At 59.5% G+C, this 11,947-nt stretch carries 11 protein-coding genes, 1 other RNA gene and 1 riboswitch; of the genes, 11 read left to right on the top strand and 1 reads right to left on the bottom strand.

All coding sequences use genetic code 11. The features are described from left to right. From B2X55_RS02875 to B2X55_RS02915, 9 genes are all read left to right on the top strand, one after another. The gene (locus B2X55_RS02875; protein WP_036373856.1) at positions 1-306 is read left to right on the top strand and encodes an FtsB family cell division protein; all 306 of its coding nucleotides are present in this window, start codon (positions 1-3) and stop codon (positions 304-306) included. 92 nt (positions 307-398) lie between these two features. Continuing rightward, positions 399-857 (top strand): S1 domain-containing RNA-binding protein, encoded by a 459-nt coding sequence (locus B2X55_RS02880; RefSeq protein ID WP_036373854.1) that lies wholly within the window; start codon positions 399-401, stop codon positions 855-857. Positions 858-910: 53 nt separating this feature from the next. Continuing rightward, a complete protein-coding gene (tilS, locus tag B2X55_RS02885) occupies positions 911-2,332 on the top strand; it encodes a tRNA lysidine(34) synthetase TilS (protein ID WP_286820796.1) in 1,422 nt (473 codons plus the stop codon). A 4-nt stretch (positions 2,333-2,336) separates the two neighbouring features. Continuing rightward, entirely contained in the window at positions 2,337-2,879 is a 543-nt protein-coding gene (gene hpt / locus B2X55_RS02890) for a hypoxanthine phosphoribosyltransferase (RefSeq protein WP_036374441.1), read from the top strand. Between the two features lie 50 nt (positions 2,880-2,929). Further along, the gene (gene ftsH, locus B2X55_RS02895) at positions 2,930-4,918 is read left to right on the top strand and encodes an ATP-dependent zinc metalloprotease FtsH (protein ID WP_286820798.1); all 1,989 of its coding nucleotides are present in this window, start codon (positions 2,930-2,932) and stop codon (positions 4,916-4,918) included. A gap of 105 nt (positions 4,919-5,023) precedes the next feature. Further along, positions 5,024-6,007 carry a biotin--[acetyl-CoA-carboxylase] ligase gene (locus B2X55_RS02900; RefSeq protein ID WP_286820799.1) on the top strand — a complete coding sequence of 328 codons (984 nt, stop codon included), beginning with the start codon at positions 5,024-5,026 and terminating at the stop codon, positions 6,005-6,007. A gap of 29 nt (positions 6,008-6,036) precedes the next feature. Further along, a complete protein-coding gene (locus B2X55_RS02905) occupies positions 6,037-6,840 on the top strand; it encodes a type III pantothenate kinase (protein WP_036373841.1) in 804 nt (267 codons plus the stop codon). Then, positions 6,827-7,786 carry a tRNA dihydrouridine synthase DusB gene (gene dusB, locus B2X55_RS02910; RefSeq protein WP_278823416.1) on the top strand — a complete coding sequence of 320 codons (960 nt, stop codon included), beginning with the start codon at positions 6,827-6,829 and terminating at the stop codon, positions 7,784-7,786. Before B2X55_RS02905 ends, dusB begins: the two co-directional genes overlap by 14 nt. Before the next feature lie 36 nt (positions 7,787-7,822). Continuing rightward, the gene (locus tag B2X55_RS02915) at positions 7,823-9,214 is read left to right on the top strand and encodes an aminopeptidase (protein WP_286820800.1); all 1,392 of its coding nucleotides are present in this window, start codon (positions 7,823-7,825) and stop codon (positions 9,212-9,214) included. Between the two features lie 139 nt (positions 9,215-9,353). On the opposite strand, the gene deoD is transcribed toward B2X55_RS02915, so the two are convergent. Further along, positions 9,354-10,064: a purine-nucleoside phosphorylase gene (gene deoD / locus B2X55_RS02920; protein ID WP_036373831.1), complete on the bottom strand. Its 711-nt coding sequence runs from the start codon at positions 10,062-10,064 to the stop codon at positions 9,354-9,356. 214 nt (positions 10,065-10,278) lie between these two features. Here deoD and rnpB point away from each other — a divergent pair. Both rnpB and B2X55_RS02930 read left to right on the top strand, forming a co-directional pair. Continuing rightward, positions 10,279-10,634, top strand: an RNA gene (gene rnpB, locus B2X55_RS02925) — RNase P RNA component class A. A 178-nt stretch (positions 10,635-10,812) separates the two neighbouring features. Then, positions 10,813-10,979, top strand: a riboswitch (cyclic di-AMP (ydaO/yuaA leader). Between the two features lie 17 nt (positions 10,980-10,996). Then, positions 10,997-11,650, top strand: coding sequence for a C40 family peptidase (locus tag B2X55_RS02930; protein WP_288270992.1), 654 nt, complete (start codon positions 10,997-10,999; stop codon positions 11,648-11,650). Positions 11,651-11,947: the final 297 nt, after the last annotated feature.

The raw sequence follows: 11,947 nt of genomic DNA on the forward strand, positions 1-11,947 counted from the left end.
ATGAAGCAAAGGATAAAGCAGAGGAAGGGCCTCTTCAACTGGTTCACGATCCTCTTGGTCATCATCATCGGTTATTTTGCCGTGATCCTCGTCAAGCAGCAGATCTACCTGAACCAGGTCAGCGCCGATCAGGCTGCGGCAGAGGAGCGCCTCGCGACGGCAAGGGCTGAGCACGAGCGCCTCGTCAAGGAGAAGGATGACCTCAACCGCCTCGATTACATCGAGAAGATCGCGCGCGAGGAGCTCGGCATGACGCGCAGGGGAGAACTGCCGTACAGCTCAGGGAAATCCGTAGGCTCGCGCTGACTGAAATCGCGTTCTTTCCTTGACACTGCTGAGCGCGCAAGGTTATAATAAAGCGTGTATTTTCCATCACGACTTAAGGAGGAAGAATTAATTTGTCCATTGAAGTTGGCAATGTAGTTGAGGGTGTTGTCACGGGCATCACGAATTTCGGTGCTTTCGTAGAATTGCCGGAAGGCAAGACCGGTCTCATCCATATCTCTGAGGTAGCGGATGTCTATGTCAAGGATGTCCACGATTTCCTCTCCGAACATGACAAGGTGAAGGTTAAGGTATTGAGCATCGATGATCGCGGCAAGATTGCCCTTTCCATCAAGCAGCTTCAGGAGAAGAAGCCAGAAGCACAGGCTCCGGCAGGGAATTCTTCCTTCCGCCCGCAGCGCCAGAGCCGCGGACCGCGGGATTTCCGCCGCGGTGGCCGCTACAGCAATTCCACGGCCTCGTTTGAAGACAAGCTCTCGAAGTTCCTCAAGGACAGTGACGAGCGCCTGACGGACCTGCGCCGCAAGACGGATTCGAAGCGCGGAGGCCGTGGCTCCCGCCGCTCGGATTGATCATCTGAAATCGGAATGATACAAGCACTCTTGACGGGGTGCTTTTGTTCTTTATGTTGAAGGCAGATGGCTCTATGGGCTTTATGATTGAAGAAGCATTGCGCTATGCCAGGGCGCAGGGACTCCTGCACCGCGGCATGCACGTGCTCGTGGCCTGCTCCGGCGGGCCGGACTCCCTGGCCCTGCTCGACATCCTGCTGCGGCTGCGCGGGCGTCTTCGCCTCGCCCTGACTGTGGCGCACTTCGAGCACGGCATACGCGGCGCCTCATCGGAAGGCGATGCATCATTTGTCGCCGCGTTCTGCAAGGAGCGCGGCGTGCCCTGCTTCATCGGGCACGGTGATGTGCCCTCTGCTGCGCGCGCACAGGGCAAGTCGCTCGAGCTTGCGGCGCGCGAACTGCGCTACGCGTTCTTTTGGCAGACGATGGCGCGCGTCGGCGCGGATGTCCTCGCGACGGCTCATCACGCCGATGACCAGGCCGAGACGGTGCTCATGCGCATCCTGCGCGGCACGGGGCTCGACGGCCTCTCTGCCATGAAGCCGCGCGAGGGAAAGAAGATTCGCCCGCTGCTCTTTGCGCGGCGCGCGGAGATCCTCGCTTACTGCGGGGCGCGCGGCCTTGAGCCGCGCCACGATGCGACGAACGATCTCCCTGATTGCACGCGCAACGTGCTGCGCCTCAAGGTGCTGCCGTACCTGCAGCAGTCATGCAATCCAGAAGTCGCGCGTGCGCTCTGCCAGCTCGCTGAGCTCGCACGCGCCGACTGCGATTACCTCGAGCAGCAGCTCGATGCAATCTGGCCCTATCTGACGCGCGAGGAAGAGGGACAGCGCAAGATCATGCTCGCCTCGCTGCGCCGCCAGCATCCGGCCATGCAGCGCCGCGCGCTGCGCCGCCTCTATCGGGAGGCGGCGGGGAGCGGCAGGGACCTCAGCTTCATCCATGTGGAAGAGCTGCGCCAGCTGGCGATCTCTGAGCAGCCGAACGGCAAGGTGCTGGCACTTTCCGGCGGGTATCGGGCCTGCTTCTCGTACGACAGGCTCTTCCTGCGGCAATCCTCCGAGGAGGTCTCGGAGGCGCCGGCGGACCTTGCCGTCCGGCCGGAGATACCGGGCGTGACCGAAGTGGGCGGTCTCGTCATCGAGGCGGAGTTCTGCCGGGAGCGGCCTGCACCTGCCGGGCCCGGCGCCTTCTACCTCGATGCCGACGTCCTCGCGCGCGGCCCGCTCGTCTTCCGCCACCGGCGGCCCGGCGACTTCATCGAGCTTCCTGCTGGGCGCAAGAAACTCAAGGACGTCCTCATCGACGACAAGGTCCCGCGCGAAGAGCGCAGCCGGCTGCTGCTGCTGGCGAACGGCCAGGAGATCCTCTGGATCGCAGGCAGGCGGCGCACGAGCCATTACCCGGTCAACGACCGAACAAAGAGAATCCTGTATTTCCAAATAAAAGAAAAGAGGCACACAAATGACTAAAGACATGAATGCGGATATCGAGAAAGTCGTCTTCTCGGAAGAGGAACTCAAGAAGCGCATCGCAGAGCTCGGCAAAGAGATCACGGAAGATTACAAGGACGTGAAGGAGACGATCTACTGCGTCGGCATCCTCAAGGGCGCCGTCGTCTTCTACACGGACCTCGTGCGCAACATCAATCTGCCGGTCCATTTCGACTTCATGATCGCTTCGAGCTACGGCAACGGCACGGAGTCGAGCGGCTCGGTGAAGATCCTCAAGGATCTCGATTACGATGTAGAAGGAAAACACCTGATCATCATCGAAGATATCATCGATTCGGGCACGACGATGAATTACCTCATGAAGTATTTCCGCGAGCGCAAGCCGAAGAGCGTCAAGCTCTGCTCGCTGCTCTCGAAGCCGTCGCGCCGCACGGTCGATGTGAACATCGACTACTGCGGTTATACGGTCCCCGACGAATTCCTCGTGGGCTATGGCCTCGATTATGCGGAGAAATACCGCAATCTGCCGTACATCGGTGTGCTCAAGCCTGAGATCTACGAATAAGGGCCAGCTGCTCCTGGAGCAAAAGCTCTGAGACAAAGGAGGACAATGGATTGAATAAGTTTCTACGCAATGTAGGGTTCTATCTGCTCATCATCCTGGTGGCAATCTCCGTCATCGACTACTTCTCGACGAAGAACACGAACCGCCAGGAAGTGGAGTACACGCAGTTCCTGCAGCAGGTAGACAAGGGCGATGTGTCGAAAGTCGTGATCATCCAGAACACGATCCACGGCACGCTCGCAGATGGCACGGAGTTCACGACCATCACGCCGGATGCCCCGAATAATGACCCGGACCTCTACCAGAAGCTCTCGGCGAAGGGGATCGACATCGCGGCGGAGAATCCGCCGGAGCCGCCCTGGTGGTCGCAGATGTTCTCGTCTGTCATCCCCATCCTGCTGCTCATCGGCGTCTGGTTCTTCATCATGCAGCAGACGCAGGGCGGCGGCGGACGCGTCATGTCGTTCGGCAAGAGCCGCGCGCGCATGAGCGGCGCCGACAAGATCAAGGTCACGTTCCGCGATGTCGCCGGTGCGGATGAGGCGAAGCAGGAGCTCGAAGAAGTCGTCGAGTTCCTCAAGCACCCGAAGAAGTTCAACGAGCTTGGCGCCCGCATCCCGAAGGGCGTCCTGCTCTTCGGCCCTCCGGGCACCGGTAAGACGTTGCTCGCACGCGCTGTCGCAGGCGAGGCGGGTGTACCGTTCTTCTCGATTTCGGGCTCGGACTTCGTCGAGATGTTCGTCGGTGTCGGCGCTTCGCGTGTCCGCGACCTCTTCGAGCAGGCGAAGAAGAATGCGCCGTGCATCGTCTTCATCGATGAGATCGATGCAGTTGGACGCCAGCGCGGCGCTGGCGTCGGCGGCGGTCACGATGAGCGCGAGCAGACGCTCAACCAGCTGCTCGTCGAGATGGACGGCTTTGCGGCCAACGAGGGCATCATCATCATCGCGGCGACGAACCGCCCGGATATCCTCGACCCGGCGCTCCTGCGCCCGGGCCGCTTCGACCGCCAGATTGTCGTCGATAAGCCCGATGTGCGCGGCCGTCTGGCCATCCTCAAGGTCCACACGAAGGGCAAGCCGATGGCAAAGGATGTCGACCTCGATATCATCGCGCGCCGCACGCCGGGCTTTACGGGTGCGGACCTCTCGAACCTCGTCAATGAGGCGGCACTGCTCGCCGCCCGCCGCGACAAGCACAAGGTCGGCATGACGGAGATGGAAGAAGCCATCGAGCGCGTCATCGCAGGTCCGGAGCGCAAGTCGCACGTCATGAGCGAAGAAGAGAAGCGCCTGACGGCATACCATGAGGGCGGCCATACGCTCGTCGGCATGATGCTCAAGCACGCCGATCCTGTCCACAAGGTCACGATCATCCCGCGCGGCCGCGCGGGCGGCTACACGCTGATGCTGCCGAAGGAAGACCGCAACTACGCGACGCGCTCCGAGCTCCTCGACCGCCTCAAGGTCGCGATGGGCGGCCGCGTCGCGGAAGAAGTCGTGCTCAAGGAGATCTCCACGGGCGCTTCGCAGGATATCCAGCAGGCATCGCGCATCGTGCGCAGCATGATCATGCAGTACGGCATGAGCGATGTGCTCGGACCTGTCGCCTACGGCGAGAGCCAGAACCATCAGGTATTCCTCGGCCGTGACATCAACCATCAGCGCAACTACTCGGAAGAAGTGGCCAGCGAGATCGATAAGGAAGTCCGCAAGTACATGGAAGAGGCGTACGAAGCTTGCCGCAAGATCATCACGGAGAACCGCGACAAGCTCGAGCTCATCGCGCAGGCTCTCATGGAGCGCGAGACACTGACGGCCAAGGAACTCGAAGAGCTCCTGACGATGGGAAGCATCACCGATCCAGACGACAAGGACGAGGACGACAAGCCGCAGTCCGGCACGCCGGCCGTGACGCCGCTGCCCGTAGAGCAGGCAGAGAAGCCTGAGGCAGTGGCAAAAGAGACGGAGAAGGAATCGGAAGAGGAACACGAGAAGGAAGCCGAACCGAAATTCAACGTCACGCATTACGACAAATAAGAAGATGCAGCAAAAGCAGGGCTGTTCTCGCAAGAGAATCCCTGCTTTTTTTATACCCCGCTACGGTGTATAATATAGTGGTGTTACAATGAGGAGGTGGCGTTTTTGCGCTCAAAGATATTAGACTTGCTCAGAGCAGCAGGCGATTCCTACCTTTCTGGTGAGGAGATGGCGAAGCGCCTGGGCGTTTCGCGCACGGCGGTCTGGAAGCACATCCAGGAGCTGCGCCGCGATGGCTATGACATCGTCAGCCACTCGCGCAGCGGCTATTCCCTGCAGAGTGCGCCGGACACGCTTCGCCCGGAAGAAATCAAGAATGGCCTCCGCACGAGGCGCATCGGCAGGGAGATCCGCTTCTATCCGACCGTCGATTCGACAAACCTCGAGGCGAAGCGGCTCGCACAGCAGGGCGCGCCGGACGGCCTCATCGTCGTCGCTGAGGAACAGGGCAAGGGGCGCGGCCGCCTCGAGCGCTCGTTCTTCTCACCGGCGGGCAAGGGAATCTGGTTCTCGGTCATCCTGCGCCCCGACTTCCTGCCGCAGGAAGCGCCGAAGTGTACGCTGCTGTCGGCCGTCGCTGTCGCGCAGGCCGCAGAGGATTTCGGCATGAAGGTCGGCATCAAGTGGCCGAACGATGTGCTTGCAGATGGCAGGAAGCTCGTGGGCATCCTGACCGAGATGAGCGCCGAGATGGAGCGCATCCATTACGTCATCATCGGCACGGGCATCAACGTCAACATCGCCGAAGAGGATTTCCCCGAGGACCTGCGCGACAAGGCGACTTCACTCTCGCAGGTGAAGAGCGAGGAGATTCCGCGCGCGGCGTTTTTCCGCGCCGTCCTGGAGCACATGGATGCGCTCTACGACTCCATCCTGCGCGAGGGCTTCGCAGAGGTATTCTCCATGTGGCGCCGCTACAGCATCACGCTGGGGCAGATGGTGCGCGTCATCGATGCGCGCGGCGGCAAGGATGCCTTTACGGGCAGGGCTGTCGATATCGACGAGGACGGCGCTCTGCTCGTCGATACGGCAGAAGGACGCCGACGCGTCCTCGCGGGCGACGTCTCCATCCGCCCGCAGCAGGACTGAGACAGGCTTTTACAACAGGAGGATTATATTTGTTATTAGTTCTAGATATCGGCAACACGAATATTGCCATGGGTACCTATGAGGGCAAGGAGCTCCAGAAACACTGGCGCATCTCGACGGACCGCCAGAAGACGGGCGACGAGTACGGCATGCTCATCAACAGCCTGTTCCACTATCAGGGCATCGAGATGGCCGACATCCATGCCATCATCATCTCGTCTGTCGTGCCGCCGCTCGTCGTGCCATTCATCAAGATGTGCGAGCGCTATTTCCACCTGCGCCCGCTGATCGTCGGGCCCGGCATCAAGACGGGCATCCGCCTCCACTACGAGAACCCGCGCTCCATCGGCGCGGACCGGATCGTCAATGTCGTCGGCGCCTACGAGCAGTACGGCGGCCCGCTGATTGTCATCGACATCGGCACGGCGACGACCTTCGATGTCGTGGCGAAGAACGGCGACTTCCTGGGCGGCGTCATCGCGCCGGGCATCGGCACGAGCTCGGAGGCGCTCTTCCAGCGCGCAGCCCAGCTGCCGCGCATCGAGCTCGTGCCGCCGAAGAACATCATCTGCCGCAATACGATCCAGGGCATGCAGGCGGGCATCATCTTCGGCTATGTCGGCCAGATCGACGAGATCGCGCGCCGCATCAAGCGGGAGATGCGCGAGAACGGCGTGGAGGAAGAGGTCAAGGTCATCGCGACGGGCGGGCTCGCGCGCATGATCTCGAAGGAATCTGCCACGATCGACAAGATTGACCACTTCCTGACGCTCACGGGTCTGCGCGTCCTCTACGAGCGCAACCAGAAAGGACATCCCCATGAAGATCGGTGAGTACAGCTTCAAGGCGCCGGTATTCCTCGCGCCGATGGCCGGCGTGACGGATACGGCCTACCGCATCATCGCGCACGATATGGGCTGCCCGCTCTGCTTTGCTGAGATGGTGTCGTCGCAGGGCATCCACTTCCGCAATGAGCGCACGCTCGCCATGCTGCAGTCGGAGCCGGAGGAACGCCCGCTGGCCATGCAGATCTTCGCCAATACGCCGGAGATGGCGGCGGAGGCGGCTGCCTTCGTCGAATCGCTCGGCACGGCCGACATCCTCGACTTCAACATGGGCTGTCCTGCACCGAAGATTGTCAAGAACGGGGAGGGCTCGGCCCTGATGCGCGACCCCGAGAAGGCCTACGCGATCCTCTCGGCCATCCGCAAGGCCGTCAAGATGCCCGTGACCGTCAAGATGCGCAAGGGCTGGGATGACAGCTCAGTCAATGTCGTCGAGATAGCGAAGCTCGCGGAAGCAGCCGGCGTCGATGCTATCGCTGTGCACGGCCGCACGCGCGAGCAGTTCTATACGGGCCGTGCAGACTGGGAGATCATCGGCGCCGTCAAGCGCGCCGTCAAGGTGCCCGTCATCGCCAATGGCGATGTGCGCACCTTTGATGACCTCGACAGGATCCGCGAGGTCACGGGCTGCGACGGCGTCATGATCGGCCGCGCTGCGCAGGGGAATCCCTGGATCTTCCGCCAGTTCACGCATTACCTTGAGACGGGCGAGCGCCTGCCGGGGCCGACGATGCAGGAGCGCGCAGCTGTCATCATGCGCCATCTCGACCTGCTGCTCAAGTACAAGGGCAACTACGTCGGTCCGCGCGAGATGCGCAAGCACGCGACCTGGTACACGCGCGGCATCGTGCACGGTGCCGTCCTGCGCGACCGCTTCAACAAGGCCGTGACGCGCGAGGATTTCGCGGAGATCCTCGATGAATACTTCCGTTGAATACATTTGATCTGAACTTGAAAGGAAAGATTGCATATGGCAAGAGAAGAAAAGGCGTCCGTATGGTCCTCGTATACCGAGGCCGATAAAGAGGCGCTTGAGAAACTGGCCGCAGGCTACCGTGACTTCCTCTCCACCTGCAAGACAGAACGCGAGAGTGTCGTGGAGGCTGTGCGCCAGGCAAAGGCCGCAGGCTACCGCGACCTTTGCGATGTACTGCAGGCGGGGGAGAAGCTCAAGGTCGGCGATAAGGTCTACGCCGTCAACATGAAGAAGAGCATCGTGCTGTTCCAGATCGGTGAAGACCCGCTTGAGCAGGGCCTCGCCATCCTCGGCGCGCACATCGATACGTGCCGCCTCGACGTCAAGCAGAACCCGCTCTACGAAGACGGCGGCCTCGCTTACCTCGACACGCATTACTACGGCGGCATCAAGAAGTACCAGTGGGTCACGCTGCCGCTCGCTCTGCACGGCGTCGTCGTCAAGAAAGATGGCACGGTCGTCGAGATCCGCATCGGCGAGGAGGAAGGCGATCCTGTCTTCTGCGTGACGGACCTCCTGATCCATCTCTCGCAGGAACAGATGAAGAAGAATGCGGCCAAGGTCATCGAGGGCGAAGACCTCGACATTCTCGTCGGCAATTACCCGCTCAAGGATGGCGAGAAGGAGTCGGTAAAGGCCGGCGTGCTGAAGCTCATCGAGGAGCAGTACGGCATCGAAGAAGAGGATTTCCTCTCGGCTGAGCTCGTCCTCGTGCCAGCCGGCCGCGCGCGCGACCTCGGCTTCGACCGCAGCATGATCCTCGCCTACGGACAGGACGACCGCGTCTGCGCCTACACGAGCCTCGTGGCCATGCTTGAGAGCAGTGCTCCGCGCAAGCGCACCTCCTGCTGCCTGCTCGTCGACAAGGAAGAGATCGGCAGTGTCGGCGCGACGGGCATGCAGTCGCATTTCTTCGAGAACATCCTCGCTGAGCTCATGAACGCCTGCGGCCAGTACAGTGAGCTCGGCCTGCGCCGCTGCCTCGCCAACTCGAAGATGCTCTCATCTGATGTCTCCAGTGCCTACGATGCACTCTATGCCAGCGCTTACGACAAGAAGAACGTCGCCTACCTCGGGCGCGGCATGGTCTTCAACAAGTTCACGGGGGCGCGCGGCAAGTCGGGCTCCAACGATGCCAATGCCGAATACCTCGGCGAGATCCGCCGCATGCTCGAGAAGCACGATGTCCACTTCCAGCTCGCTGAGCTCGGCCGCGTCGATCTCGGCGGCGGCGGCACGATTGCCTACATCATGAGCCTCTACGGCATGCAGGTCATCGACAGCGGCGTCGGCGTCCTCTCGATGCACGCCCCGTGGGAAGCGACGAGCAAGGTCGACATCTACGAGACGAAGAAGGGCTACATGGCCTTCCTGGCAGAGGCGTGAGCCTTCCCTCAGGAGAATTGAACACAGAAACGACAAAACGACCACATCGTCTGATGTGGTCGTTTTTCTTGGACATGAAGATTGGAAAGAAGAAAAAGAATGGAAAATATATGTTGAGAAAGAGAAGTCAGCTTGATGCTCAGTCTTCGATTGCCGTTTCGAGTGCGATCTTGATCATGTCGTTGAACGACGTCTGGCGCTCTTCCGTCGTGCAGCCTTCACCCGTCAGCAGATGGTCGCTGACCGTGAAGAGGGCGAGTGCCTGGACATGTGCCTCAGCTGCGAGCGTGTAGAGGGCAGCTGCTTCCATCTCGACGGCGAGGATGCCGTACTTGCGGAGTTTGTCGTTGTCGATCTCCTCGTCGTAGAAGCGGTCGACCGAGATGATGTTGCCGACGGTAGCCTTGAGGTCGAGCTTCTTCGTGTTGGCGACTGCCTTCGAGAGCAGGTCGTAGTCGGCAATCGGGCAGAAGTTGATCGAGCCGCCGAAGATATTGCGGATGATCGAAGAGTCCGTGCTGGCTGCCTGTGCGATCAGCACGTCGCGCAGGTGGACATCCGGGTGCATGGCACCGCAGGTGCCGACGCGGAAGAGCTTCTTGCAGCCGAATTCATGGATGAGCTCGTGCACGTAGATGGAGATGGAAGGGATGCCCATGCCCGTGCCCTGGACCGATACGGGAACGCCCTTGTAGGTGCCCGTGAAGCCGAGGATGTTGCGGACAGAGGTGTACTGCTTCGGATTGTCGAGGAAGTTCTCGGCGATGAACTTGGCGCGCAGCGGGTCGCCCGGCAGCAGGATGCGCTCAGCGATCTCGCCCTTCTCGGCAGCGATATGTGGTGTGCTCATGGTGTTTCCCTCTTTCTTTCTTGATGATGGACAACGTGATTTCTTTTCTGAAGATTTTAAATCGTATACGTACATTATAGTGAAATGCGCGGGAAAAGAAAAGGCCAAATGTCCAGGCTTGCGGGGAAAACGTGAGAAAACACGTATTTTCGGGATAGATTAGGAGCTGATTTGACAGATACGTGCTAAAGTGCTATAATTCGCTGTGTTGATATAAGTTGTCAGGACAATCGCGGCAGCCCTCGAGGCTGATGAGGAAAGTCCGGGCTCCACAGGGCAGTGTGCTGGATAACGTCCAGCGAGGGTGACCTCAGGGAAAGTGCCATAGAGATTTAGACCGCCTGACTCGTCAGGTAAGGGTGGAAAGGTGCGGTAAGAGCGCACCAGCAGTCAGGTGACTGGCTGGCTTCGGTAAACCCCACATGGAGCAAGACCAAATAGGGAAGGGATGATGCGGCCCGCGGAACCTTCCGGGTTGAGTCGCTTGAGCCGGCAGGCAACTGCCGTGCCTAGATAAATGATTGTCACCGCGTGAGCGGAACAGAACTCGGCTTATTGACGACTTATAACATCTGCAAGCAATGAGGCTGCCCCTTCTGGCAGCCTGTTTTCATATCTGAGGTTAATCTGAAAAGAACCTGAAAGAAATGAGAACGAACGAGCTTGAAAACAGAAGGAAGCACTTTTTATGATTTAACTTCTCGAAGTACGACGACTCCTGTCGTATGATTATAAATCAAATGGGCGCAAAAAGAATAAGCTGAGTCCAGCCCAGGAGCGGGGGAACCAAGTTTTTTGGGGTGAACGTCTGGCTCACGGTGTCAGGCCGAGCGGTCTTCATGGTGAAATAGGCGAGGGTGGTCTTCTCTACCCTAACCCGGCAGCTAACCTCGTAAGCGAAGAGAGAGAGGAGTGGCTTTTTGAGTAAAGCAATGCGTATCATTTTCGCAGTATCCATGATCCTTATGTGCTGGTTTTCGGTGGCGGGGGCTTCAGCTTTTCGCGTCGGAGATCAGGGCAGCGATGTAGCAGAAATCCAGGGCCAGCTGGCCAATCTGGGCTACGACGTCACGGCAGACGGTGCCTATGGCCCCGCCACGGTCGAGGCAGTCAAGAGCTTCCAGATGACGCAGGGCATCAACGCAGACGGACTTGTCGGTCCTTCCACGTATGCCGCTCTGCTCGGCAAATCGATGCCGGCAGTCAGCTCCACGACGAACTCCATCGCACGCCGCGTCGTATCGGATTCCATGAACTACCTTGGTGTCCCGTACGTCTTCGGCGGCACGACGCCGAACGGCTTTGACTGCTCGGGTTACGTCCGCTATGTATTCGCCAATGCCGGTGTCTACCTGCCGCGCACGGCTGATGCACAGTATGAGGTCGGCTACTCGGTTTCCACGAGCGAGCTCGTGCCGGGCGACCTCGTCTTCTTCTCGACGTATGAGCCGGGTCCGTCGCACGTCGGCATCTATCTTGGCGATGGTGATTTCATCAACGCATCGTCGAGCCAGGGTGTATCAGTTGCATCCCTGTACAGTTCCTATTGGGGTTCCTGCTATATCGGTGCCCGTCGCGTCATGTAATCTTTTCGGAGAGGGGCAAGCGTCTCTCTCCCTTTTTTTACGTTTTTACCGGATTTTACGGATTTTACCGAAGGGGTGGAACCATGGGGGATCTCTTTCTTCTGTTCCTGATCATCCTGATGTTTGCCTTTGCTTACTGGGATGAACTTTTCACGGAATGACAACGGGCCGTCTGCTTGGGCAGATGGCCTTTCTTGTCATCACGTCAGTGTGTATTTTTTCTGAAACTTTACGCCGAGAGGTTGCATATTATCCGATTTTTGGGTAAGATGATATAACGTATAGACCAGGAAGAAG

Origin of the sequence: Mitsuokella sp. UBA4253, from assembly GCF_002395285.1 — a bacterium.
Classification (GTDB): Bacteria; Bacillota; Negativicutes; order Selenomonadales; family Selenomonadaceae; genus Mitsuokella; species Mitsuokella jalaludinii.